This window comes from Acidocella aquatica (genome assembly GCF_030160635.1).
In the GTDB taxonomy this organism is placed as follows: Bacteria; Pseudomonadota; Alphaproteobacteria; order Acetobacterales; family Acetobacteraceae; genus Acidocella; species Acidocella aquatica.
The window spans coordinates 1-24671 of sequence record NZ_BSOS01000073.1; the positions used below are offsets into that span (position 1 = coordinate 1).

Genomic DNA, 24671 nt, shown 5'->3' on the forward strand with positions numbered 1-24671 from the left:
GCCCAGAAACTGAAACTCGCCGCGTGAATTCTACCATTAAGCCCCGTTAAAAACGGGGGGATTACCGGAACCTACAAAGCCGAACGCTGACCTCAGCTTCTGTCTTGTGCCTAAAAGACAAAAAAAAGCGGTGCTCGCAAGCACCGCCAAGTTTAGGGAGGAAACGTATCTACGAGTGAGAACAGCTATAAACTCGTACAGTTACGGTTTGGTTTAAAATTCCAAACCGCAACCCTATCGAAAGTGTGGAAGCCAAAAAATTATACCGTGCGCTGGGATTTTTCCTTCGCGGCGGAGGCTTTGATCGCTTCGCGGGCGCGGCCCCATTGTTCGTCGGTCAGCTTGGAGAGGCCGGCGAAGGTGCTGGGGGCGGCGAGATGGTGGCCGCCGTCGATGCCTATGGTCTGGCCGGTGATGTAGTCGCAGCCGTCGGCCTGCAGAAAGATCATGAGGTTTTGCAGCTCGGGCATCTCACCAAAACGGCGCATCGGCACTTCCTCCGCCGAGCTGGCGCCGATTGAGGCTTCGGGGATGGGGCTGAGTTTTTCCCACGCGCCCTCGGTCGGGAACGGGCCAGGGGCGACCGCGTTGAGGCGGATGCCGTAGGGGCCCCATTCCACGGCGAGCGACATGGTCATGGCATGCAAAGCGGTTTTGGCCATGGCGGAGGGCACGACGTAGGCCGAGCCGGTCCATACCCAGGTGACGAGGTTGCTGACGATGGAGCCGCGCTGGCCCGCCGCGATCCAGCGTTTGCCGACCTCCAGCGTGGCGTAGAAATTGCCGTCCATGACCGTGGAGCGGATGGCCTCGTAGCCGCGCGGGGTGAGGTCTTTGGTCGGGGAGATGAAGTTGGCGGCGGCGTTGTTGACCAGGCCGGTCAGCGCGCCATCCTGCCAGATGCGCTCGGCCATGGCGGCGATGGAGTCCGGCTCACGCAGGTTGCAGCCGATGCCGATGACCTTGCCGCCGGTCTCGGCGCTGATCTCGGCCGCGGTTTCAGCGAGAATGCCTTCGCGCCGGCCGCAAATGTAGACGGTGGCGCCGTGCTGGGCGAAGCCGCGGGTGATCTCGCGGCCGAGGCCGGTGCCGCCGCCGGAGACGAGGATGCGCTTGGCCGAAAGGACATCGCTGCGAAACGGTGAAACCATGTTTGTCTTTCCTTTATTCTTTGGCTTTGGCGGGTTTGGTGAGCTTGCCCGCGAACATTTGTCTGGCGATGATTGTCTTCATGATCTCGATTGAGCCACCGGCGATTTTGACAATGCGCGCGTCGGCATAGGCACGGGTGATCGGGTATTCCCACATATAGCCCCAGCCGCCGAAAAGTTGCAGGCATTTATCCACGGCTTCGCAATGTAATTCACAGACGAACATTTTTGCCATGGCGGCGTCGACCGAGTCCAGCTTGCCCTGCATGAACAGCTCGATACATTTGTCGGTATAGACGCGGGCAACGGTGGCCTTGGTCTGCAAATCCGCCAGCACGAACTGGGTGTTCTGGAAATCAGCGATGGTCTGGCCGAATGCCTTGCGCTCCGAGGTGTAGTCAACCGTCCACTGGATCACCGTTTCAGTCACCGTGGCGGAGCGGATGGCCTGGGCCAGACGCTCCTGCGCGAGTTTGGTCATCATCTGCTGAAAGCCCTTGCCCTCCTGGCCCAGCATGTTGGTGGCGGGGATGCGGACGTTGTCGAAGAACAGCTCCGAGGTGTCCTGTGCCTTCATGCCCAGCTTGTTGAGGTTGCGGCCACGGTGGAAGCCTTCGCGGTCGCCCTCGACCAGGAAGAGGGTGACGCCGTGTGCCCCGGCGGCGCTGTCGGTCTTGGTGGCGAGCACCAGGATGTCGCACATCTGGCCATTGGAGATGAAGACTTTCTGGCCGTTGATGATGAAATCATCGCCGTCGCGGGTGGCCTTGGTGCGGATGGCCTTCAGGTCAGACCCGGCGTGCGGTTCGGTCATACCCAGCGAGCCGATGGCCTCGCCGCTGACCATTTTGGGCAGCCACTTGCGCTTTTGTTCATCCGTGCCGAAGGAGAGGATGTAGGTGGCCACAAGGTCTGTATGAATCAGGAAACCGGGGCCTGATGCGCCCACGCGCCAGAGTTCCTCGAACACCACGACGTCGAAGAGATAATCCAGGCCGAGCCCGCCGTATTCCTCCGGCACTGTGCAGCACAGCAGGCCCTCGGCGCCGGCCTTCAGCCAGAGTTCGCGCGGGACGATGCCATCCTCCTCCCATTGCGCGTGGAAGGGCACGATTTCGCGTTCGATGAAGCGGCGGACCGATTCGCGGAATATGTTGTGCTCTTCGCGGAATAAGGTACGCTCAATCATCGAAACTCTCCTCCATAAGATGAAGAGGCCCCGAGGGGACCTCCGATTGCCCTCTTGTTATCGGCGGGAGCGGCCGGCCGACCCACACAAAAGTTCGGTCCGCGCGACTTATTGTCGGCCGATATGGACGAGGCTTAACGTGGCTGGGGGAAATAAACTTGATGAGCATTGCCGGGCGCTCGGTTGAGCCGATTGATCTATACGACGAGCCTGGGCTGGTGCGGCGGCTGAATGCGTATCTTGCCGCGGCGCTGGGGCGGCCGGTCGAGATTGGCGGCCTGAAGCGTTTTGCCGTGGGGTTCTCCTGGATCACCTACGGGTTCTCGATTCCCGCACCCGGCATCGCAGGAGCAACGGGGCTGATCCTGCGGCTTGGGCCCGCACTCGGGTTGTTCGCACCCTATAGCGCGGCGCCGCAGTATCTGTCGCTGAAGGCGCTGGAGGGGCATGATGTGCCAGCGCCGCGCGCGTATTTTTGGTCTGATGATGCCGAGATTCTTGGCGCGCCGTTTTTTATCTCCGAACTGGTGCGCGGCGAGGCGCCGATCCCCTGGGGGCCGGGGAGCGAGATGAGCGATGCATTCCGCCAGTCGCTTGGGCAGCAGTTCACCGATGCGCTGGGCGCGCTGCATAATATCGACTGGCAACGCTCAGGGCTGGCGGAACTGGCGGCGAATGTGAGCGTGCAAAACGCGGCGCTGCTGCAGATTGAAGAGTGGGAACGCAATTATCATCGCTGGGCGCTGAAAGCCTACCCGATGTTTGATTTCGCGCTGCGCTGGCTGCGCGCGCACCAGCCGGTGGCACCGCGCGTGAGCATTATCCATGGTGATTACCGGCTGGGAAATTTTCTCGAAGTTGATGGCAAGATCACGGCGATTCTGGATTGGGAGCTGGTGCATCTGGGCGATCCGCATGAGGATCTGGCGTGGTTCTGCCTGCCGCAATACCGGGGCGGCACGAAGCTGATGGGCAAGCTGATCGCGCGCGATGAATTCTATGCGCGCTATGAAGCGAAGGCAGGATTTGCGGTGAGCGAAGTCTCCATGCGGTTTTATGAGATTTTCAATCTGGTGAAGCTGGCCGCGACGCATATGGCCGGGGTTTATGCGTTTGAACGCAAGGGGTTTTACGACATGCGGATGCCCGCGATGGGCACGCAGATTGCCCCGGTGTTACGGCAGATTGAGAAAGCGCTGGAGGCAAACGCATGAACAATTCACTGGACCGTTTGATCGAGGGCATGGTGGAGACGCTGCGGCGGGAGATTCTGCCGAATCTGGAAGGCGAGTTTGTGCGCGGCCAGGCCTATGGCGTGATATATATGTTGAAAAGTCTGCAGTTGCGCGCCTCGTGGTCACCTGTGTTTTTGCTCGAGCAGATTGCGCGATTGCAGGAATTGGCGGCGGCAACGGCGGAACTTCCTGCCGAAGCGCCGCGTGTAAAGCTGCCGGAGGTGCTGCCGCATGATGCACGAGAGCTGGAGGCATTGCGCGATGCGGGGGATGCGGCGGTCAGCGCGTTGATCGGCTGGCTGACGGCGCATGAGTACCCGGCGGGCGATGCCGCGGTGGAGACATATATTCACCAGCAATTGAAACACGAGCTGAAAACCAGCGCGAAACCGATGTTCGCGGAAATTTCTCTCGGCAAGGAACAGGAGGCGTGAAATGCTGACACCACAGGATGATCTTTTAGGCCACCAGACGCCCACGACGTTCGACCATGTGGGCACCAGTGATCCCGCGTGGATGGAGCGGCTGTGGTACACCGGCCATGCCGTCCCCGCCGGCAACGTGGTGTTTGACATCGGCCTTGGCTACCACCCCAACCGCAACGTGATGGATGCGTTCGCGGGCGCGGAAGTTGATGGGATTCAGTACAATTTTCGTGTCTCACGCCGTGCGCGTCCGAATCCGCTGGAGACCACGATCGGGCCGCTGAAAATCGAGGTGATCGAGGGGTTGCGGCGGCACCGGCTGACGCTGGCGGAGAATGACTCGCCGGTCAGCTTCGATATGGAATTCATCGCCACGATGAACCCGCATGAGGAAGAACAGCACTACCGCCGCCGCCAGGGCCGCGTGACCGAACACATGGCGCGCGCCGAGCAGTTGGGCCGCTACACCGGGTGGCTGAAGATCGGTGAGAAGACCTATGACATGGGGGCCGAGACCTGGTTGGGGCAGCGCGACCATAGCTGGGGGATCCGCGCGGAAATGCGCACCGATGAGAGCCATCCGCCGGTGACATTCTATCCACCGTTTCTGTACTCCTGGGTGACGGTGCAGTTCCCCACGCGGGGCTTGCATGTGTTCTTCAAGGAACGCGCGCCAGGTGAGAAGATTTACCTCTCCGGCGAAGAGGTTTTCGCCGTGGGCGAGCGGGCCAGGCCGGGATCATTGCTGGAAGATGTAAAATATGACTTCAACTTCGCCGATGATCCGCGCGGGCAGACAGTGGAGAGCGCGGAATTTGAGTTGCATTTCGCCGATGGTTCATCACGGAAGATTCAAATTCGCACGCTGCCGGGGCGCTACTACCTGAAGGGCGGGTTGTATGGCGGGTTGAACGGCTGGTTCCAGGGTGATGACAAGGGCAAATTCCATTCCGAGCATGAGCGTTGGGATTTGCGCGATCCGCAAACCCGCAGGTTGGCGCGTACACTTTCCGACCATGTGATCGAGGTGCGCGACGGCGATGAAATCGGCTACGGCATTATCGAATACGGCGTCGGCAAGGATTTTCCGCTGTACAAAAACGTACAGATGCACCCGCCGATTTAATAATCTCCTTAAATTCAGGACGTTACCGATGAGCATGATGAACGGAAAAGTTGCACTTATAACTGGTGGCGGCCGCGGCGTGGGCCGTGGCATTGCGCTGGAATTCGCCAAGGCGGGAGCCGCCGTGGTGGTGAATGACCTCGGCGTGTCGCTGACCGGGAAGGATGCCGGCAGCGTCTCGCCGGCGCAGGAGGTGGTGAACGAGATTATCGCCGCCGGTGGGCGGGCGGTTGCCAATGGCGACAGCGTGGCAGACTGGGCCGGCGGGCAGGCGATGGTGCAGGCGGCCATTGATACGTTCGGGCGGATCGACGTGGTGGTGAACAACGCGGGCAATCTGCGCGATGTGCTGTTCCACAAAATGAGCGAGGAAGAGTTCGACGCGGTGATCGCGGTGCATCTGAAAGGCTGTTTCAACGTGAGCCGGGCCGCCGCGCCGTTTTTCAAGGAGCAGGCATCGGGCGCGTATATTCACATGACCTCGACCTCCGGCCTGGTCGGCAATTTTGGCCAGGCGAATTATGCCGCCGCCAAGATGGGCATCATCGGGCTTTCAAAATCCATCGCGCTGGACATGCAGCGTTTCAACGTGCGCTCCAACGCGGTGGCGCCGTTTGCATGGACACGGATGGTCAGCTCCATCCCCAACGAAACACCCGAGCAGCAGAAGCGCGTGGAGGGGCTGAAGAAGCTGGTCCCCGAGAAGATCGCCCCGTTTGTGGTGGCGCTCGGCAGCGATGCGGGCGCACAAGTGAACGGGCAGATTTTCGGCGTGCGCAACAACGAGATTTATCTGTTCTCGCAGCCGCGCCCCATCCGCACCGCGCATACCGCCGAAGGCTGGACGCCCGAGAGCATCGCCGCGCGCGTGTTCCCGATGTTCGAGAACGATTTTTATCCGCTGCAACGCTCCGGCGACGTGTTCACCTGGGACCCCGTGTAATGATCGGCAACACCAGCATCGCCCCGGCCCTGAAGGCAAACCTGCGCCTGCCGCTCATCGGCGGGCCAATGTTCATCGCCACCTCCCCTGCCCTGGTGATCGCGCAATGCACCAGCGGGGTGATCGGCTCGATCCCGGCGCTGAACGCGCGCTCGACCACCGCGCTGGATGAAATGCTGTGCGAGATCGAGGAGGCGCTGGCGGCGCATGATGCGGCCACCCCCGAACGCCCGGCGGCACCTTATTCGCTTAACCTGGTCGCGCATGCCTCCAACCCGCGGCTGGAGGCGGATTTGGAAATCCTGCTGGCCCATAAAGTGAAATTGGCGATTGTCAGCCTCGCGGCGCCGCAGGAGATCGTCTCCGCCGTGCATGCCTATGGCGGGCTGATCTTCAATGATATCATCAGCAACCGCCACGCGGAGAAATGCGCCGAGGCCGGGGTGGATGGATTGATCGCGGTGTGCGCGGGGGCTGGCGGGCATACCGGCAACATGTCGCCGTTCGCGCTGGTGCAGGAATTGCGCGCATGGTGGCAGGGGCCGCTGGCGCTCTCCGGCTGCATCGCCACCGGGCAGAGCATTCTCGGCGCTTTGGCCATGGGCGCTGATTTCGCCTATATCGGTTCGCCGTTTCTGGCCAGCCTGGAGGCGAATACGGCGCCAGGCTTCAAGGAGATGGTCCAGCGCTCCGACTCGCGCGATGTGATGGTAACCAACTGCTTCACCGGGGTTAACGCCACCTTCCTGCGGCCCTCGATTGTGGCCAACGGGCTGGACCCGGCGGCACTCAGCCGCCCCGAGGGGGCAAAAATCAGCATCGCCGGCGGCGGGTCCAACGCAAAGGCGTGGCGCGATATCTGGAGCGCGGGCCAGGGCATCGGCGCGGTGCGGCATGTGGAGCCGGCCGCCGATTATATCGACCGGCTGGTGATGGAGTTCGACGCGGCACGCGCCGCGCTGCGGAGCTGGATATAGGCATGGAGCCACACTTTAGACCTGTTCTCCAAATCCGTTGCCTTGTTAGCGTCCTGGTAACGGAGGAGTTTAAGAAATGCAGCCGAATCTGGGATTGACGCAATTTCGCGTCGAGAGAACGCCGCAGGGCATTGTCCATCTGATCTTTGATATGCCGGACCGTTCGATGAACGTGTTCTCCAATGCCGCCATCAAGGATCTGGGGGATTTTGCCGCCTGGGTGGCGCGCAGCGATGCGCGCGGTGTGGTGGTGCGCTCGGGCAAGACCAATGCTTTCTGCGCCGGAGCGGATCTGATCGAACTCGGGCAGGCCTATGACATGATCATGGCCGCACCAGAGGCGGAACGTCTCAAACGCGCGTTTGACCATTTTTTCCAGCTCAGCGCCGCGGTGCGCGCGCTGGAGGCCTGCGGCAAGCCGGTGGCCACCGCCATTGCGGGGCTGGCGCTGGGCGGCGGCTGCGAGCTGGCGCTCGGCACACATTATCGCGTGCTGGTGAATTCGCCGAAAGTGGCGATGGGCCTGCCCGAATCCCTGGTTGGCCTGCTGCCGGGGGCTGGCGGCACGCAGCGCATGCCGCGTGTGGTGGGGCTCGAGAAAACTTTGCCGATTCTGCTGGCGGGCGGCAGGCTTTGGGGCCAGGACGCGCTGGATGCCGGATTGGCCAGCGAGCTGGTGGCGCCGGGCGAGGAGATTGCGGCGGCGGAACGCTGGATTCTCTCATCCCAAGCCGCGCGCCAGCCTTGGGATGATGCCGCGTGGCGGCCGCGCGATGCTGGCCAGATGAACGGATTGATCGCCGCCGCGCGCAAGACCGTTCTGGCGGAAACGCTGGGGCATTATCCGGCGCCGCTGGCGATTTTGCAGTGTCTGGAGCAGGGCTTCGCGCAGGATATCGAGACGGCGATCCGCACCGAGATGACAATCTTCGCCGGGCTGATCCAGCGCCCGGAAGCGCGCGACATGATCCGCACCATGTTCATCGCCAAAACGGAATATGAGCGCAAGGTGAAGGCCGGAGACCTGCCGGCAGCCGTAACCTGCGCGCTGCGCGAACTGCCTGCGCTCTGGCAGGGCCGGGCGGCGGATGTGGGCGCGGCGCTGGCGGCGGCAGGCTTCAGGATCGAGGGCATTGCCGCCCCCGCCCCGGACGCGGCCTTCACCGGCGCGGGCTACTGGCATTCCAGCGCGCCTGAAACCTCCGCAAAGCGGATTGTGCGTGAAGTTCTGGCCGATGTTGCCGCCGCCGCCGCGCGGCTGTTGCCCGGGCTTGGCGCCGATGGCCAGCGCCTCGCCGATTATGGCCTGGTGAGTGAGGCCGGGTTCCCCGCATATCTGGGCGGGCCATTCTGCCTGCTTGCCCATGCGGAGAAAATTCCCGCCTGAGCGCGGGATTTATAGCATTTTAGGAGTTTCATCTTGCTGAAGCATCGCCCCGTCTACAATGAGGAGCACGAGCAGTTCCGCGAAACGGTCCGCCGGTTTGCCGCCACGCATGTGGCGCCGCATTTCGCCCGTTGGGAAGAGGCCGGGATCGTCGACCGCAGCTTTTGGGACAAAGGCGGCGAAGCAGGGCTGCTCTGCCCGCAAATTCCCGAAGAATACGGCGGCGTGGGCGGTGATTTCCGGTTCAATGCCATTGTGGTCGAGGAGTTGTTCTACGCCGGGTTCACCGGGCCGGGCGCTGATTTCTCGGTGCATAGCGATGTTTGCTCCGGGTATATCCTGAGCGTGGCAAGCGAGGAGCAAAAACAGCGCTGGCTGCCGGGGATGGTCTCTGGCAAAAAAGTTTTCGCCATTGCGATGACAGAGCCCGGCACCGGCAGCGATCTGCAGGGCATTCGCACCCGCGCGGTGCGCGAGGGGGATGAATATGTCATCTCCGGGCAGAAGACTTTCATCTCCAACGGCCAGCATTGCGACGCCGTCATCGTGGTGACGCGCACCGCCGTCGATGCCGGCTCGCGCGGCATGACGCTGATCGTGGTGGAAGCCGACCGCCCCGGCTTCCGCCGTGGCCGCAATCTGCACAAACTCGGTCATCTCTCGGCGGACACATCAGAATTGTTTTTCGACGAGGTGCGCGTGCCGGTGGGCAACCGCATTGGCGCCGAGGGGGGAGCCATGGGGATTTTGATGAGCGAGTTGCCGCAGGAGCGGTTAACCATCGCGTATCAATCAATCGCCTCGGCGCAGAAAGCCTTCGATATTACCTGCGCCTATGTGAAAGAGCGCTCGGCCTTCGGCAAGCCGGTCGGCCAGCAGCAGAACACCCGGTTCAAGCTGGCCGATATCAAGGCCGATATTTCCGTCGGCTGGGCGTTTCTCGACCAATGCCTGGGCGAGCATGTCAAGGGAGGTTTAACAAGCGAGGCCGCCTCCATCGCCAAACTCTGGGCCAGTGAAATGCAGGGCCGCGTGGTGGACCAGTGCCTCCAGTTTTTCGGCGGCTACGGCTTCATGCGCGAGTATGAGATCTGCCGCCTGTTCGCTGACGCGCGGGTGCAGCGCATTTATGGCGGCACCTCGGAGATTATGCGTGAACTGATTGCACGCGGACTGTAGGCTTATGTTTGAGCGAGCAATTTCATGCATTTATCTTGAACGCGCTGCGTCAATCTAAACACATATTGCTCTATAGCCTGATCGCTCGGTTGAGCGAACCTCAAACGATCGCACTCTAACAATCAGTCAGCGTGCCTGCACCTGCTCGGAATAGATCCGCGCGGGCGGAATCCCGCGATCGTTCGCGACGCGGGTAACCGCCTCCATCAGCCGTGGCGGGCCGCAGAGGTAGATATCCGGCTGCACGCTGGCGCCGTCCAGATATTGCGCCAGCGCATCGGCCGCGGTGCCGGTGAAGCCATTCCAGCCTGCCTGCGGATGCCAGACGGCGCAGCAGATGGTGAGGTTCGGCAATTGCGCGGCCAGCGCCTCCAGCGGGGCAGCGACGCCAAGCTCGGCCTCGGTATTGGCGCCGAAGATGAGATGCGTGGGCTGCGTGTCCCCAAAATCGGCCAGATGGCGCAGCATGGAGAGCAGCGGCGCAAAGCCGCAGCCGCCGCCAACCAGGATACGCGGGCGGGGGCTGGTCTCGTCCAGCACAAAGCGGCCGGCCGGGCCGCGCAGGCTAAGGATGTCACCCGGTTTGGCGGTATGCGCGAGCCAGGAAGAGAACGCGCCGCCCGGTTGCAGACGGATGAGAAATTCCAGCGTGCCGTCCCAGTTGGGCAGGTTGGCGAGCGAATAGGCGCGCTTGATCTCCGTGCCGGGGATGGTGACTTCCATGTACTGACCGGGGGTGAAGTCCGCCGCCGTGCCGAATTCAGGGTCTGGCTGCAAGCTGAGCGTGAGAGTGACGGCGCCGCTGCCGGCGCGGATGATGGCGGCGATGACCGCCGTGCGGGTGGGGACGCTGTGCTGGCTGATGCCTGATTGCGGATATGGCAGCTCAATGGTCAGCGCCGATTGCGGCATGCACAGGCAGAGCGGGATGGCGCCATCGGCCGCCGCCGCGCGCGGGCCGCCGCGCAATGTGTAATCACCTTGCGTGACCTGCGCCGAACACAGGCCGCAACTGCCCTCATGGCACATGGCGGGGAGAAACAGCCCGGCTGCCTCGGCGGCTTCCAGCACTGTTTCGGTGGCGGATGCGGCAAGGTTGAGCTTCGCGCCGTCGCGCGTGATCAGCGTGATCTCAGACATTTGGAAATCCTTGAGTTGAGGACAAAAGGGCGCCGGGATGGACTGGGGAGAACCATCCCGGCGCCCGCAATCAGGCGTTACTCCGCGGCGATGCGCGGGGCGAGTGCGGCCTGAATGTCAGCCTCGGCGGTGGTGATGGGCAACACGCCGAACTGGTTGACGAGAATGTCCAGAATGGCGGGCGTGAGGAAGGCCGGGAGCGTTGGCCCGAGCCTTACGTTGCGTACGCCCAGGGCCAGCAGCGTGAGGAACACGGCGGCGGCCTTCTGCTCGAACCAGGAGACGACGAGCGAGAGCGGCAGCTCGTTCACCCCGCAATTGAACGCGCCGGCCAGGGCCGTGGCGATAACCAGGGCTGAGTAGCTGTCGTTGCACTGGCCGATGTCGAGCAGGCGCGGCAGGCCGCCGATGGAGCCAAAATCATGGCTGTTGAAGCGGTATTTGCCGCAGCCCAGGGTCAGGATCATGGTATCGCTTGGCGCCTGTTCGGCGAACTCGGTGAAGTAGTTGCGGCCCGGCGCCGCGCCGTCACAGCCGCCGATGAGGAAGAAATGCCGGATCGCGCCGGATTTCACCGCCTCTATCACCTCGCCCGCCGCGCCCAGCACCGCCTCGCGGCCGAAGCCGACGGTCAGAGTGGGGCCTTCAACCGTTTTGGTGAAACCGGGCAGCGCCTTGGCGGCCTGGATGGCGGCGCTGTAGTCGCCGTTGGCGATGTGGCGGATGCCGGGCCAGCCCACCGGGCCGGAGGTGAAGATGCGGTTGCGGTAGAGCGGCTGCGGCTCAATCAGGCAGTTCGAGGTCATCACGATCGGGCCGGGGAAGGATGCGAATTCGATCTGCTGGTTCTGCCAGGCGCCACCGTAATTGCCGGCCAGATGCGGGTATTCGCGCAGCTTGGGGTAGCCGTGGGCGGGCAGCATCTCGCCATGAGTATAAACATTGATGCCGGTGCCCTTAGTGGCTTCGAGCAATTCATGCAGGTCACGGAAATCATGCCCCGAGATCAAAATCGCCTTGCCCTCAACCGGGGTGGTGCGCACGGCATGCGGCGATGGGGTGCCAAAGCTGCCGGTATTGGCGGCGTCCAGCGTTTCCATGACCTTGAAGTTCAAACGGCCGAGGGCGAGCGCCTCTTCCAGCATCTCCCCGAGATCGGTCGGGTCGGAGGCCAGAACATCCAGCGCATGGGCGATGCCGATGGCGATTTCGTCGCGCGATTCACCCAGAACCTCGGCGTGATGCGCGTAGGCGGCCACACCTTTCAGGCCATAGAGCAGCAGCGCGCGCAGGCCGATCACATCCTCGCCCACGACATCGCGCCCGGTGATGACGCTGGCGGCATTGGCCTGGGCGAGCAGGCCGGTGATGTTATCGGCCGGAACAAAAGCGGCGGCGCCGGTGAGGGTTTCGGGCTGCTGGCCGGCGGCCTTTGCGGCGGCCTCATAGGCGGTGCGCAGACGGTCGCGCAGGCGGGCGGCCTCGGCGATCATCTCAACAAAACGGGCGCGGTTGAAATTGACGTTGGTGAGCGTGGTGAACAGGCCGTAGAGGATGAAGCTGTCAGCCGCTTGATCGGCAACGCCCAGCTTGCGCAGGCGCGACACATATTGGCCGATGCCCTTGAGCTGGTGGATCAACACATCCTGCAGATCGGCGGTTGCCTCGTCCTTGCCGCATACACCCTTATCCGTGGCGCAACCGGCACCGGCCGGCCCGCGCGTGGTCTGCTCGCATTGAAAACAAAACATGAAAATTTCCTCGTGAAATACGGACGAAAAAGAGCCTTCCGCAGGGTGCGCTAGCCTTGGCCCCCTAAAAGGTGTATTTTTAATATATGTATCCATTCAGCCCGGCTTTGATCTAGATCAAACAGATGCGGAACCAGCCCCTGCCCGAGATGCTGCGTACGGTGCCGATGTTCGCCGCCCTGGGCGCGGAGCTGCTGAAACAACTGGCCGCCATGGCGGAGGTAAGCGAGGTGGCGGCGGGCGCGGAACTTTGCCGCCAGGGCGCGCTGCCTGAATATCTGCATATTCTGCTGGCGGGCCAGATAACGCTGAGCGGCACCGCCCCGGATGGCGCGGCGGCGGTGGTGGATATCCTCAGCCCGCCAGGGCATTTCGTGCTGGCGGCGGTGCTGACGCAATTGCCTTATCTGATGACCGCGCAGGCGCTGACGGCGGTGCAATTGTTGCGGCTGGATGCCGCGGCGTTGCGCGGCCTGCTGGCGCGCGAACCGGCTTTGGCCTTGAGCATGCTACAAAATCAGGCGCTGGATTGCCGCGCCATGGTGCGCCAGGTGCGGGATTTGAAGCTGCGCTCCGCGGCGCAACGGCTGGGCTGCTACTTGCTGGCGCAGGTGACGGACCCTCTGGCGCACAGCGCTGAGTTCCGCCTGCCTTTTGAAAAAGGCTTGCTGGCCGGGCGGCTGGGCTGCCGGCAGGAAAATCTCTCCCGTGCGTTTGCAGTGCTGCGCACGGTAGGGGTGGAGACCAGCGGCACGCGGGTATGGCTGCATGATATTCCCCGGCTGCAAAACTACGCGGCGCCGGACGAGCTGGCGGACTCCATGCGCGAGACCGCCAGCGGAGAAGCGGCTCAGATGGTTTCGAGGTCCGGCAGTTCGGCGGCGTAAAGCTGGGCCTCACGGTTGATCAGCACATCCGCGAGGAACCAATAGGCCTCACCCCAGGCGCCGAGCACACGCTCATCAACCGCATCGCCCAGCACATCCTTGATTGCCGGCAGCAAGGCGTTGGCAACCGCCGGGTAGTGTTCCGGCTTTATCGAGGTCTCAACATGGCGGGTGGCCATACGCTCCACCGCCGAGGTGAGCGCACCGAGATTATCCACATTTTTCGCAAACGCGATGATCGCCCCCGCCAGCCGCTTGGGCTGCTCGCCCGAGACCTGCGCCGCCTGGTCGAACAGGCCCTTGATGGCGGGGTCGACGAATAGGCGCTCATACATCCGCGTGGTAATTGCAACACCATGCTGCTGCAGCGCAGGCGCGGTGGATTTGACGATGGCGATGGTCTCGGCCGACAAAGGCTTGCTCATGATTTAACTCCCCGGGCGCTGATGCGAACCGGCTTTAAGGGTTGCGGCCTAATATATGTATAAAAAATACATGTATTAGACGTGCCGGTATTTGCATGGCCGCTTGAGCCCGTCAAGCATATGGGCGTATGCTGGCCCGGCATGCACCTGACCCGGTACACTGATTATTCCCTGCGGGTTTTGCTCTATCTGGGCACCCATGAGGAACGTGTATGTTCCGTCTCCGAGATCGCCCGGGCCTATGACATTTCGCAGAACCATCTGATGAAGGTGGTGCATAACCTGGGCCGGGCCGGATATGTGAGCAGCGTGCGCGGGCGCCTCGGCGGCGTGCGCCTGGCCCAGGCCTGCGAAGAAATCAACATTGGCGCCGTGGTGCGCAGCATGGAGGAAGACCTGCAACTGGTGGATTGCGGCTCCTGCCTCATCGCCCCCGCCTGCGGCCTGACCGGCGCGCTGAACAAGGCGCTGTATGCCTTTATGACCGTGCTGGACGGCTACACCCTGGCTGACCTGATGAAGCAACGCGGCAAGCTGGCCCGGCTGCTTGACCTGGGCGTGGCCTAGCACCGATTTTTCCGCAAGCGGGCGGCTCTTGATCCGGTGCGCGCGATCTCCTTATAGAGTCCAGGGGTTTTCGGAATTGATGCCGATCAAGGCCGGTTCTGGAAAACGTGTTTAGTAACAATAACCGGCAACTGATTTTATAAGGGGTGGTTCGATGTCTCGTTGGTTACTCGGCACAGCGCTTAGTCTGGCATTTTCCGGCGCCGCCCTGGCGCAAACCGGTTCAAATGTGAATTCGGGACTCAATTCGGATTCCCACGCGATGTACGGTCCTAACATCAATGTGGTGAACGGCATCAACGCCAACGGCACGCCACGGCAGCAATCGCCTGGCGCCTCCATGACCAATGGCGCCGGTAACTCTACCATGACGCCTGGGGTGACCGGCAACCGCAAGAGCACATCAGGCCCGGCGCCGAAGATCACCATCACCAAGCCCACAATCTCGGGCGGCAGCAACAGCGGCACGCCCTAAACAAAGCGTCGCGCATGGAAAAGGGGCTGAACGCGGGATTCCCAGGAATCCGCGTTCAGCCCCTTTGTTTGATCAATGCCCGCTGCGATCCACCGGGCGCACCCATTCCGTGAGGTGCGGCAACAGCTCATGATCCGGGGTTTTCACCAGATCCTTCGCCAGCGTCCCGATGATCCGGCCGGACGCCGCGGAATCAAGCGCCGCGCGGATTGCCTGCAGCGTATGCGCGGGCGCGGCGATGACCAGCTCATCGAACGTCTCCGCCTTCGCCGCGCCGTTGATCTGATGCGCGACATGCCGCGCGAATTTCTCTTTCGCCAGATCGTGCAGGTCATGTTCCGGCGCGATGCCGTGATGCGCGGAGGAGCCCGAATGGAATGAAGCGCCGGGCTGGTCCGAGCCGAGATCGGACGAGCGTTTATGCGCCTCGCTCGAATTCAGGGCGACTTCGGTATAAAGCGCGTTATCCTCCTTCGTGCGGATGAAGCGGGCGTGCTCGCCATCGGCAACGACAATCAAAATCCGCAAATAGTGAGGCATTTTCCTGATCCTTTCTTGGTTGCTCAAGCCCGGCCGGCCCGTGGCAAATGCGCCAGCGCGCGCACGATATCCGCGCGGCTGACGATCCCAACGACACGGCCATCCTTCACCACCGGCACCCGCTTGATATGGTGCTCAGCCAGAATATCGGCAATTTCACCCAGTGATGCCGTCTCCGGCACGCTAACCACCTCCCGCGACATTAAATCCGCGGCCTTGCGGTTGTCCTGTTTGATGTATTCGAGAAAATCCGGCGCCAGATCCTCGCCTTCCGCCAGCATTTCCAGCCACCAGGCCCGGCGCATCTGATTCTTGGCGCCGAACGGACGCATGATGTCACCCTCGCTCACCATGCCCACCAGCTTCCCTTGCGCGTCCACCACCGGGGCGGCGCTGATGCCGTGCGTGGCAAGATGCCGCGCGATCACGGACACAGCATCGGACGGGTGCACGCTGATCACCTTGCCGGTCATGATTTCAGCCGCGGTCATTAAGGCCGGGGCAGCAGATTTTTCGGACATGATCATCCCCTCCATATAGCCGGCCCGCGCCGGAAAAATCCGGCGGCGGACAGGCCTCGTTAAAAGCCTAACACAAACTCTTTACATGGCGCAGTGTTACACTGACGATAAGATTATACATTGATTTCAATCAAAGGCGGATGCCACGCCCATGCCCTATACCAGCAACAGCGACCTTCCACCGGCCATCCGCCAGCACCTGCCCCAGCACGCGCAGGATATTTTCCGGGCCGCGTTCAACCACGCCTATGCCGCGCATGCGGGCGGCCCGCGCCAGGAGGAAGCCGCGTTCAGGATCGCCTGGGCGGCGGTGAAACATTCCTACGCCAAAACCGGCGATGACTGGGAGAGGCTTACCCGCCCGGATGATCTGCCGTGAAGGCGCAGAGGCGCGGCAATATGGCGCCGCGCCACACCGCGCCATGAAACAGGCCGAAATGGCCGATGCCCTCCTGCACATGATGCGCGTGAAGCGCCTCCGGCAGAGCGCGGCACAGCCCGTGCGCGGCGCGGGTCTGGCCACTTCCGGCGATATCGTCCTCCGCCGCCTCGATGGTCAGCAGAGCGGTGCGGGTAATCGCCACGGGTTCCACGGCTCTCCCCCGCCATGTCAACCGGCCTTCCGCCAACGCATTTTCCTGAAACACCACGGCCTGGGTATCAAGAAAAAACTCACCCGGGATATCCACCGCGGAGAGCAACAGGCGCACGAACGGGTGCTCCTCCAAATCGCCACCGTCATCATGCAGCATTTTTCGGAATATTTCGCCACCGTTCAGCATATGCCGGCCGACATAGGCGAGCATCATCATCTCCTGCAAATGCGCCGGATAGACCATCCGGCCATGGCCAGGCTGGAACGCGGGCACGAGGGCGATGACCTGGCGCATGAACTCCTCCCGCGAATAGCGGCGCATCAATATATCCACGCGCGCGGGGCTGATCCGCGTGTCGATCTTGCCGCCAAGCAGCATCAGGGAGGCGGGATGCAAGCCACCCTCTTCAGCCGCCAGCAGCGCGGTGGCGGCCAGCGCCGGAAGGGCGGATTGGCAAAGCCCCGCCACATGCGTGCCCGGCCCCAGGCAGCGCAGCGCGGCCAGCACGGCGGCAATGTTGTCATCCAGCCCGAACGGGCCTTCCACCGCCGGGATGTTCACCGGGTCCGCCCAGAACAGCGCATGCAGATCGAACTCAGGCAGCAGGCCGCTCAACATATCGTAGAGCACCAACGCGCGGATACCGGAGAGCGGCACCACCACAAGCAATTTCGGCGCGGCGGTCCAACGCTCGAAGCTAAAACGGCGCAGCGAGAAAAACGGCGTTTCCAGCAAAATGCGCTCATCCACAGGGCAAACGCGCGCACCGTGCACCACATGTCCGGCGATGACGCGGCCGAGGAAAACCTCGTTCGTCCACGGCAGCAATTGTGACGGCGCCAGCCCGGCGGTCATAAATCCTCCTTGCTTAAATATTTGATCCGGCATTCCGCGAAGCACATCGCGGCCAGAACCGCCATGATACATATCAATCGGTCCGCCTGCGCATGCATTGCGTCCCTATATAATCGCCCGGCTCGCGATTTCACCCGCTGAAAGCTCAATGATTTCCGCGGTGATCTCCTCCTGGCGGACCACGCGCTGGGTTGACCGCAGGCTCTCAAGCTGGCGTTCAACCTGCTGGTGCGCCGCGGCCATGGCCTCCATACGCGCCTGATTCTCCGCCGCGAAGCCATGCAGCCCGGCGCTGCAAAGCTGGGCGTGGAGATAATCAGCCATCAACCCGCGCAAAAGCTCTTCGGGGGGCAGGTTGAGCACGGGCAGGCCGCCGCTTCGCGCGCGGGGAATCGCCGCGAGATCAATCGGCAGCAGCCGCTGGCGTTCAACCGTGATCCCCTGACGGGGCTGAAAGCGGCTGAACAAGACATCGACCCGGCTAAACCCGGCGGCGGCGATTTGCTGATAGAGCGCCTGCGCGATTTCATCAGCGAGGCGGGGAATACCGGCGGAATGGGCGGGTAGCGGGCTGCTCCAGCCGGGGGTGACTCCACGCTCGCGCGCCGCCGCGAGACCGCGCGTGCCGATGAGGAAAAGGCCGGCGGTGTGCAGCGCGGCTCCGGCGGCGGCCAGCACATGCTCGCTGAAGGCCCCGGCAAACCCCTGCTCGGCGCAGAAGATCACCAGCGCCGGGCGGGGCGGGCCATGGCCATTCTCCGTGCGGGCCGGCATGAAGCTGAGCGCCTGCCCGATGGCCCCGGTGATGCCCGCAGCATAGCGCTCCACGGCGGCAAGCTGGCCGCGCGCCTGTTGCGCCCGCGCCCCGGCGATGCCGCGCATCGCGTTCATCACCGTGCCGAGCTGGCTTATGCCCTCGATCCGCGCGTTGATATCCGCCAGACGCCCGGTCATGCCTTCCTCGCGAAACCCTGAGCGTAAGCCTTCAGGGCCGTGAGCAATATGGCTTTGCCATCACTTTTCAGCACACCCTCCTGCTGGAGGCTCCGCACCTCCTGCGGCGCCTCGCGGTCCAGCATGGCGCGCAGCCCGGAGCGAAAATCCTCGATCGCGGGCAGTTCCAGCGCATCGAGCAGGCCAGACTGCACGGCCGCCACAAGCGCCACCTCCTCGGCCAGACGCAGCGGCGCGTGTTGCGGTTGACGCAAAATGGCGCGAATACGCGCGCCGCGCGTCAATTGGCCGCGCACCCGCGCTTCCGGCACGCCGCCGAAGCGCGAGAACATCTCCAGCTCCAGGAACTGCGCGTAATCCAGCCGCAGCGTCTCCGCCGTCTCGCGCAGGGCGGGCGCCTGGGTCTTGCCGCCGACGCGGCTGACGCTGGTGGCCGCATCGACCGCGGGCTTGTGGCCTTCATGGAACAATTTGCTGCTCAGCACGATCTGGCCGTCGGTGATGGAGATCAGATTGGTCGGGATATAGGCGGAGAGATTGCCCGCATCCGTCTCGGCGATGGGCAGCGCCGTGAGCGAGCCGCCACCCATCTGCGCGCTCAGCTTCGCCGCGCGCTCCAGCAAGCGGGCATGGACATGGAACACATCGCCCGGATAGGCCTCGCGCCCCGGCGACTGGCGGGTGAGCAGCGCGATTTCGCGGTGGCTGGCGGCGTGCTTGGAGAGATCGTCAATCACCACGAGCACATGCTGGCCCCGGTCGCGGAAATACTCCCCCATGGTGACCCCGGCGAAGGGCGCGACCCATTGCAGCCCCGGCGCGCTGGCCGCCCCCGCGACCACGACGATGCTGCGCTCGGGCGCGCCCCGGCTGTGAATGGCGTCGATCGCGCGGCGCACCGCGGAGGTCTTCTGGCCGACCGCGATGTAGATGCAGATCATGTCGCTGTCGCGCTGGCTGATGATGGTGTCGATCGCGATGGCGGATTTGCCGCTGGCGCGGTCGCCGATGATCAGCTCGCGCTGGCCCCGCCCCAGGGCAAACAGCGTGTCCACCACCAAAAGCCCGGTCTGCACCGGCTGGGTGACCAATTCGCGGTCGATGATCGCAGGGGCCGGGCGCTCGATGGGCATGAGATGCTCAGCCTTGATCGGGCCTTTGCCGTCCAGCGGGCGGCCTAGCGGGTCCACCACGCGGCCCAGCAGGTGCGGGCCAACGGGCACCCGCACCACATCGCCGGTGCCGCGCACGGCCTCCCCAGCCTGGATGGTATCGGCATCGTCGAACAGCACGCAGCCGATGCGCGTGCGCTCCAGCACCTGGGCAAAGCCGAACGGGCCGGATTCGAACTGCAGCAGCTCATCCAGCCGGACATCGGGCAGGCCGGAGATGAGGGCAATGCCATCGCCCACCTCTTCGACACGGCCAATCTGGTCAGCCCGCGCGCCGAGTTGCGCGGCGCCCAGCTTCGCATCCGCCTCGGCGAGCCAGGCGTCCGGGAGGGGGGGAGATTTATCCGTCATGCGTGAGGTCTTGTTCAATGCGGTCAAGATCGGCGCGCCAGCTGTTACTGATACGCAGATGCGGGCCGCGCAGCTCCAGCCCGGCGATCAGCGCGGGTTCGGTTTTGAAGGTGATGCGCGGCGCGGCGCCTAAAGCGGCGCTGATGCGCGCGGTGATTTCGGACTGCGCGGCGGCGGAAATTTCCGTGGCGCTGGCAACCTCCAGCGCCGCCACCTGGCGGGCGGCCGGCGGCAATGCCTGTATCTCATGAAGCAGATACTCCAGAAACGCCGCCTGCACCGCCTCGCCCTGCAGCCGGGCGGCGAGGCGGGCGGCAATATCCACCGCCAGGCGGCTGGCGCGCTCGCGCCATGCCTGGGCGGCGGCGGCCTGCTCGGTTTGCATGGCCGCGCGGGCTTCCCGCCGCAGCGCCTCGGCCTCTTGCGCCGCCTCGGCCAGCAAGGCGGCGCGGGCGGCGGCGGCCTGCGCCTGTGCCTGCGCAAGAAGCGCCTCCCGCTCCTGGGCAAACCCCGCGCGCGTCTGGGTGATTTCCGCCAAAGCCGCCTTCGCCGCCTCGTTTTTGGCGCCGGCATCCGCCAGCAGGGCCTGCGCGGCGGCGCGGCGCTGCTCGATCATGCCCGCCACGGGGCGCCAAAAAAAGCGCGCCAGCAGCCAGACGAGGATCAGGACGTTGAGGGCCTGCAGGCCCAGCGTCGCCCAGTCGATGCTCATGGCGTCATTTCAGCAGCGGGTTCGCGAACAGCAGCAGCAGTGCGATGACCAGGCAGTAGATCGCCATGGTCTCGATCATCGCGAGACCGACGAACAGCGTGCGCGAGATGGTGTTCGCCGCCTCGGGCTGGCGGGCGATGGCATCCATCGCGGCGGCCACCGCCCTGCCCTCGCCCAGCGCCGGGCCGATGGCGCCAAAGGAGACCGCGAGCGCCGCGGAAATAATGCTAGCAAACGCCAACCAGTTCATGGGGGAGCCTTTGTGCTGGGGGTTTCGGGTTTGGCCTCGGCAACCGCCCCGGCGATGAACACCATCGCCAGCACGGCAAAAATATAGGCCTGCACGGCGCCGGTCAGCAGGTCGAGCGCCATCAGGGGAATCGGGATCAGCAGCCCGGCGAGCGAGAGCACGATGCCGATGACGAACACCCCGCTCATGACATTGCCGAACAGGCGCACCAGCAGCGAGAAAGTGCGCGTCAGGGTCTCGATAAAATTAAGCGGGATCATGATGGGGTTGGGGAAGGCGAAACTGGCCAGATACCCGCGCACGCCCCCGGCGCGCACGCCAAACCAGATGACCGCGATAAACACCAGCAGCGCCAGCGCCGCGTCGGTCTCCAGATGCGCGGTGGGCGGCTCCACGCCGGGCAGCAGCGAAGACCAGTTGGCGGCGAAAATGAACACGAACAGCGTGCCGATGAAGGCGCGGTAAGGCCCCGGCTCCGCGCGCATGGTGTCGCGTATCTGGCTGTCCACGGTAGATACAATCAGCTCCAGCGCCGCCTGCGTGCGGCCGGGGGTGAGCCGGAGCCGGCGGGTTAGCACCGCGCTGCCGCCCGCCAGCAGCAGCATGATGCCCCAGGTGGCCACAACCGGTTGCGTAACCGGCAGCGGGCCGAGATGAAACAGCGGCGGATTGCTGAGCGGCGAGATCATGCCGCCACCCGGTAGCGGCGCAGCACCAGCGGGCGGGCGGCCAGAACCCCGAGCGCCGTGAGCAGCAGCGCCAGCGCCCCGTGCCGGCTGGCCAGCGCCAGCAGCCCGCCCAACAGGGCGAGCCGCGCCAGCGTGAGCCCGGCGGCGGCCACCGCGCCGCCCTGCGCAAACAGAAGCGCGCTGCGCCATACGGCATAAAAATACCCCAGCCCGGCACAAAAACCGGCGGCCAGATAAAGCGCCGCACTCATGCGCCCTGCATCCATTTCCACCCCGACCAGCAGCCCAGCCCCAACCCCAGGAACAGCAGCGGCGCGGTCCAGAAAATACCGGTGTTGAATCTGTGGTCCAGCCAATGGCCGATGAACACGCCTATCAGCATCGGCACCACGATGATCCAGCCGAGCACGCCGATTTGCGCCAGGCGGCGCGCGGTGGAGGCCTCGCCCTCGCGCAGCCAGCGTTTGTGACGCTCGCCGCGCAGACGCACGCCCTTCACCAGCGGGTCTCTCTCCTCCGGCTCGCTCATGAAAATTCTCCCACGCCGCGCGTATCCGGCCGCAGATGCCGCATGATCATCCTGATGGCGTTCAGCTGCAACCGGGTGCTCGCCACCCGCTCGGTTTTCTCCACCTCCAGCGCGGCGTGGAAGCGGGCCAGCACATCGGCTTCCAGGGTGGCCAGGTCATCGCCCGGCACCGCCTCGCGCGTGGTGATGGTGATCTCCTGCCCGCCGGTGACCGAAATCATGCCGCCGCGCACCGCGCAGTAATGGGCGGTGCCCTCCCCGCCGGTCCAGCCCACCACGGAGATGACAAGGCTGGAGAGAAATTCCGCGTGGCCGGGGAGTATGCCGAAATGCCCGCTCGCATCCTCGGCGCGCAGGGCGCGAATGTCCGGCACGTCAACGGCAACGCTCAGCGGGGTGATGATTTGCAGCCTCATGCGGGTTTCAGCGCGGCGGCTTCCTTCGCCCGCGCCTCCTCCAGCGTGCCCACCATGTAGAGCGAGCCCTCCGCCCAATCATCCGCCTCGCCGTCCAGAATTGCCGCGCACCCGGCGACGGTGTCGGCACAACTGACCGAACGGCCCGGCATGCCGGTGAAAGCCTCGGTCACGCTGAAGGGCTGACTCAAAAAGCGTTGCAGGCGCCGCGCGCGTTTCACGATCAGGCGATCCGCCGCGCCCAATTCCTCCATGCCCAGCAGAGCGATGATGTCCTGCAGGTCCTTGAACCGCGCCAGCGCCTCGCGCACGCGCTCCGCCACGCGGTAATGCGCCTCGCCGACCACCAGGGGGTCGAGCAATATCGAGGAGGATGCCAACGGGTCCACCGCCGGGTAGAACGCCTCTGCCGCCAATTGGCGCGAGAGCATGACGATGCTGTCCATATGGCTGGAAATCGCCGTCACCGCCGGGTCGGTGAAATCATCCGCCGGAACATACACGGCCTGGATGGAGGTAACCGCCGCCCCGGCGACGGAGGCGATACGCTCCTCCAGCGAGGCGACCTCGCTCGCCAAAGTGGGCTGGTAGCCAACGCGCGAGGGCAACCGCCCAAGCAGGCTGGAGACCTCCGCCCCCGCCTGCACGAAGCGGAACACATTATCCATCAGCAGCAGCACGTTCTGGTGCTTGTTGTCACGGAAATGCTCGGCGATGGTGAGCGCGGTGAGCGGCACGCGCCAGCGCGCGCCAGGCGGCTCGTTCATCTGGCCATAAACCAGAACCGTGCGCGCCAGCACGCCGGAATGACGCATGTCATCGAGCAGCTCATGCCCCTCGCGCGAGCGCTCCCCAACGCCCGCGAACACTGAAATCCCCTGGTATTTCTCCACCATGGCGTGGATCAGCTCCATCACCAGCACGGTCTTGCCGACCCCCGCGCCGCCAAACATCGCCGCCTTGCCGCCCTGGGCCATGGGGGCGAGCAGGTCGATCACCTTGATCCCCGTCTCGAACATCACATTGGTGGCGACCACCTCGCCCAGCGCGGGGGGCGGGTTATGGATGGGGCGCCGGGGTGTATCCGCGGGCAGCGCCGGGCCACGGTCGCCCACATTGCCGGTGACATCAAGCAGCCGCCCCAAAACCGCCTCGCCCACCGGCACGCTGACCGGCGCGCCAGTGGCGCGGACAGCGGTGTTGCGCGCCAGGCCCGCGGTGGTCTGCAAGGCAATCGTCCGCACGGTGGTGGCATCGGCATACGCATGCACTTCCAGAACCAGCGGCTCGGGCCGGTCCCATTCCACCACCAGGGCAGCGTTAATTTCCGGTAAAATGCCGTCAGCAAAACTGACATCCACGACAACGCCGCGAACCGCGATCACCTTTCCCCGCAATGCAACCGACCCCATGATGACCCCATGACAAATCCGCTGCCGTTCGTAACAGGCGGAACCAGCCGCGCACTGCCTTGCTATGCCATTGTCCGGCAATTCTCCTTGATCCTGATCAATCGTGCGTCTCCTTGATGGAAATCAAAGACAGCGCCCCCGGCATTGCCCTAAAAACTGCGGCGTATGGCTGGCGGGGGTCTTTGTCCTGGAAACTTCCATGCAGGAGATATGGATTATGAAAAACTTGCAAGTAATCAGATCCGCGGCTGGCGTGTTATTATTAGCCGGGCTTGGCGGATGCGTCGTGGCGCCGCCCACCGGCCCAAGTGTTGTGGTGCTGCCTGGCGAAGGGGTTAGTTATTCAACATTTCAGACCGATGATGCCACTTGCCGCGATGCCGCGGCGCAGAGCGTGGGCTATGCCTCTCCCACCCAGGCCGCCAATCAGGCCGCCGTGGGCAGCGCCGTCGTCGGCACCGCCATCGGCGCGGTGGCTGGCGCCGCGCTTGGCTCCGTCTCCGGCAATGCGGGTGCTGGCGCCGCCATCGGCGCTGGCACCGGCCTGCTGGTGGGCAGCGCTTCAGGGGCCAGCAACGCCCAGGCCTCGGCCTATGGGCTGCAACGGCAATATGACGTGACGTATCTGCAATGCATGGCCGCCAAGGGGAACAAGGTGCCTGATCTACCCTCCGAGAGCGGCTATATGGTACCGGCGCCCGGCTATTACCCCTATCCGCCGCCATATGCGTATTATCCCACCTATGGCTATCTCTATCCGTCCTTCACGTTCTACTACCGCGGACACTGGCATCATTAGCACCCGGCCCCTTAACCG

29 protein-coding genes are annotated in these 24671 nt (G+C 63.8%); 12 read left to right on the top strand and 17 right to left on the bottom strand.

All coding sequences use genetic code 11. From position 1 onward, the window contains the following. Positions 1-260: 260 nt before the first annotated feature. Positions 261-1151, bottom strand: a complete 891-nt coding sequence (locus QQJ84_RS12870; RefSeq protein ID WP_284258641.1) for an SDR family oxidoreductase — start codon at positions 1149-1151, stop codon at positions 261-263. Between the two features lie 13 nt (positions 1152-1164). Next, the gene (locus QQJ84_RS12875) at positions 1165-2340 is read right to left on the bottom strand and encodes an acyl-CoA dehydrogenase family protein (protein WP_284258642.1); all 1176 of its coding nucleotides are present in this window, start codon (positions 2338-2340) and stop codon (positions 1165-1167) included. A gap of 161 nt (positions 2341-2501) precedes the next feature. Between QQJ84_RS12875 and QQJ84_RS12880 the strand changes: the two genes are divergently transcribed. From QQJ84_RS12880 to QQJ84_RS12910, 7 genes are all read left to right on the top strand, one after another. Further along, a complete protein-coding gene (locus tag QQJ84_RS12880) occupies positions 2502-3554 on the top strand; it encodes a phosphotransferase family protein (protein ID WP_284258643.1) in 1053 nt (350 codons plus the stop codon). Further along, the gene (locus tag QQJ84_RS12885; RefSeq protein WP_284258644.1) at positions 3551-4009 is read left to right on the top strand and encodes a hypothetical protein; all 459 of its coding nucleotides are present in this window, start codon (positions 3551-3553) and stop codon (positions 4007-4009) included. Before QQJ84_RS12880 ends, QQJ84_RS12885 begins: the two co-directional genes overlap by 4 nt. A 1-nt stretch (position 4010) precedes the next feature. Further along, positions 4011-5126, top strand: coding sequence for a hypothetical protein (locus QQJ84_RS12890; RefSeq protein ID WP_284258646.1), 1116 nt, complete (start codon positions 4011-4013; stop codon positions 5124-5126). 28 nt (positions 5127-5154) lie between these two features. Then, positions 5155-6069 (top strand): SDR family NAD(P)-dependent oxidoreductase, encoded by a 915-nt coding sequence (locus QQJ84_RS12895; protein ID WP_284258647.1) that lies wholly within the window; start codon positions 5155-5157, stop codon positions 6067-6069. Then, a complete protein-coding gene (locus QQJ84_RS12900; RefSeq protein ID WP_284258648.1) occupies positions 6069-7046 on the top strand; it encodes an NAD(P)H-dependent flavin oxidoreductase in 978 nt (325 codons plus the stop codon). Before QQJ84_RS12895 ends, QQJ84_RS12900 begins: the two co-directional genes overlap by 1 nt. A gap of 76 nt (positions 7047-7122) precedes the next feature. After that, entirely contained in the window at positions 7123-8433 is a 1311-nt protein-coding gene (locus QQJ84_RS12905) for an enoyl-CoA hydratase-related protein (protein ID WP_284258649.1), read from the top strand. Between the two features lie 33 nt (positions 8434-8466). Further along, positions 8467-9612, top strand: coding sequence for an acyl-CoA dehydrogenase family protein (locus tag QQJ84_RS12910; RefSeq protein WP_284258650.1), 1146 nt, complete (start codon positions 8467-8469; stop codon positions 9610-9612). A gap of 126 nt (positions 9613-9738) precedes the next feature. Here the strand turns inward: QQJ84_RS12910 and QQJ84_RS12915 are convergent, their stop codons facing one another. Together QQJ84_RS12915 and hcp are read right to left on the bottom strand one after the other, a co-directional pair. Continuing rightward, a complete protein-coding gene (locus tag QQJ84_RS12915) occupies positions 9739-10752 on the bottom strand; it encodes a 2Fe-2S iron-sulfur cluster binding domain-containing protein (RefSeq protein WP_284258653.1) in 1014 nt (337 codons plus the stop codon). Positions 10753-10829: 77 nt separating this feature from the next. Continuing rightward, a complete protein-coding gene (hcp, locus tag QQJ84_RS12920; RefSeq protein ID WP_284258655.1) occupies positions 10830-12503 on the bottom strand; it encodes a hydroxylamine reductase in 1674 nt (557 codons plus the stop codon). A 125-nt stretch (positions 12504-12628) separates the two neighbouring features. Here hcp and QQJ84_RS12925 point away from each other — a divergent pair, with 125 nt between their 5' ends. Continuing rightward, complete coding sequence (locus tag QQJ84_RS12925; protein ID WP_284258657.1) at positions 12629-13390, top strand: cyclic nucleotide-binding domain-containing protein; 762 nt, start codon at positions 12629-12631, stop codon at positions 13388-13390. Here QQJ84_RS12925 and QQJ84_RS12930 read toward each other — a convergent pair. Continuing rightward, positions 13354-13815, bottom strand: coding sequence for a globin domain-containing protein (locus tag QQJ84_RS12930; protein ID WP_284258658.1), 462 nt, complete (start codon positions 13813-13815; stop codon positions 13354-13356). The two genes, QQJ84_RS12925 and QQJ84_RS12930, sit on opposite strands and share 37 nt — an antisense overlap. A 141-nt stretch (positions 13816-13956) precedes the next feature. Between QQJ84_RS12930 and QQJ84_RS12935 the strand changes: the two genes are divergently transcribed. Both QQJ84_RS12935 and QQJ84_RS12940 read left to right on the top strand, forming a co-directional pair. Continuing rightward, positions 13957-14382, top strand: coding sequence for an Rrf2 family transcriptional regulator (locus tag QQJ84_RS12935; RefSeq protein WP_284258659.1), 426 nt, complete (start codon positions 13957-13959; stop codon positions 14380-14382). A gap of 154 nt (positions 14383-14536) precedes the next feature. Further along, positions 14537-14857 (top strand): hypothetical protein, encoded by a 321-nt coding sequence (locus tag QQJ84_RS12940; protein ID WP_284258662.1) that lies wholly within the window; start codon positions 14537-14539, stop codon positions 14855-14857. Positions 14858-14929: 72 nt separating this feature from the next. Here the strand turns inward: QQJ84_RS12940 and QQJ84_RS12945 are convergent, their stop codons facing one another. Next, on the bottom strand, positions 14930-15397 hold the full coding sequence (locus QQJ84_RS12945) for a host attachment protein (RefSeq protein ID WP_284258663.1): 468 nt from the start codon (positions 15395-15397) through the stop codon (positions 14930-14932). A gap of 23 nt (positions 15398-15420) precedes the next feature. Continuing rightward, positions 15421-15918, bottom strand: a complete 498-nt coding sequence (locus tag QQJ84_RS12950) for a CBS domain-containing protein (RefSeq protein ID WP_284258664.1) — start codon at positions 15916-15918, stop codon at positions 15421-15423. A gap of 151 nt (positions 15919-16069) precedes the next feature. Between QQJ84_RS12950 and QQJ84_RS12955 the strand changes: the two genes are divergently transcribed. Then, complete coding sequence (locus tag QQJ84_RS12955) at positions 16070-16297, top strand: ChaB family protein (RefSeq protein WP_284258666.1); 228 nt, start codon at positions 16070-16072, stop codon at positions 16295-16297. Here the strand turns inward: QQJ84_RS12955 and QQJ84_RS12960 are convergent. The 10 genes from QQJ84_RS12960 to atpD form a co-directional block, all read right to left on the bottom strand. Continuing rightward, a complete protein-coding gene (locus QQJ84_RS12960; RefSeq protein ID WP_284258667.1) occupies positions 16272-17369 on the bottom strand; it encodes a polyhydroxyalkanoate depolymerase in 1098 nt (365 codons plus the stop codon). The genes QQJ84_RS12955 and QQJ84_RS12960 overlap by 26 nt on opposite strands. Positions 17370-17474: 105 nt before the next feature. Next, positions 17475-18323, bottom strand: a complete 849-nt coding sequence (locus QQJ84_RS12965; protein WP_284258669.1) for a F0F1 ATP synthase subunit gamma — start codon at positions 18321-18323, stop codon at positions 17475-17477. Continuing rightward, complete coding sequence (locus tag QQJ84_RS12970; RefSeq protein ID WP_284258671.1) at positions 18320-19846, bottom strand: F0F1 ATP synthase subunit alpha; 1527 nt, start codon at positions 19844-19846, stop codon at positions 18320-18322. Before QQJ84_RS12970 ends, QQJ84_RS12965 begins: the two co-directional genes overlap by 4 nt. After that, positions 19836-20558: a F0F1 ATP synthase subunit delta gene (locus QQJ84_RS12975; RefSeq protein ID WP_284258673.1), complete on the bottom strand. Its 723-nt coding sequence runs from the start codon at positions 20556-20558 to the stop codon at positions 19836-19838. The genes QQJ84_RS12970 and QQJ84_RS12975 overlap by 11 nt, the downstream gene beginning before the upstream one ends. Positions 20559-20562: 4 nt before the next feature. Then, positions 20563-20808, bottom strand: a complete 246-nt coding sequence (locus tag QQJ84_RS12980) for a F0F1 ATP synthase subunit C (protein ID WP_284258675.1) — start codon at positions 20806-20808, stop codon at positions 20563-20565. Beyond that, positions 20805-21497 (bottom strand): F0F1 ATP synthase subunit A, encoded by a 693-nt coding sequence (locus tag QQJ84_RS12985; protein ID WP_284258676.1) that lies wholly within the window; start codon positions 21495-21497, stop codon positions 20805-20807. Before QQJ84_RS12985 ends, QQJ84_RS12980 begins: the two co-directional genes overlap by 4 nt. Further along, positions 21494-21748, bottom strand: a complete 255-nt coding sequence (locus tag QQJ84_RS12990) for an N-ATPase subunit AtpR (protein WP_284258677.1) — start codon at positions 21746-21748, stop codon at positions 21494-21496. Before QQJ84_RS12990 ends, QQJ84_RS12985 begins: the two co-directional genes overlap by 4 nt. Further along, positions 21745-22026, bottom strand: a complete 282-nt coding sequence (locus QQJ84_RS12995; protein WP_284258679.1) for an AtpZ/AtpI family protein — start codon at positions 22024-22026, stop codon at positions 21745-21747. The genes QQJ84_RS12990 and QQJ84_RS12995 overlap by 4 nt, the downstream gene beginning before the upstream one ends. Next, positions 22023-22442, bottom strand: a complete 420-nt coding sequence (locus QQJ84_RS13000; protein ID WP_284258680.1) for a F0F1 ATP synthase subunit epsilon — start codon at positions 22440-22442, stop codon at positions 22023-22025. Before QQJ84_RS13000 ends, QQJ84_RS12995 begins: the two co-directional genes overlap by 4 nt. Further along, the gene (gene atpD / locus QQJ84_RS13005) at positions 22439-23854 is read right to left on the bottom strand and encodes a F0F1 ATP synthase subunit beta (protein ID WP_284258682.1); all 1416 of its coding nucleotides are present in this window, start codon (positions 23852-23854) and stop codon (positions 22439-22441) included. The genes QQJ84_RS13000 and atpD overlap by 4 nt, the downstream gene beginning before the upstream one ends. A 217-nt stretch (positions 23855-24071) precedes the next feature. Here atpD and QQJ84_RS13010 point away from each other — a divergent pair, with 217 nt between their 5' ends. Beyond that, entirely contained in the window at positions 24072-24653 is a 582-nt protein-coding gene (locus tag QQJ84_RS13010; RefSeq protein ID WP_284258684.1) for a glycine zipper family protein, read from the top strand. Positions 24654-24671 lie beyond the last annotated feature (18 nt).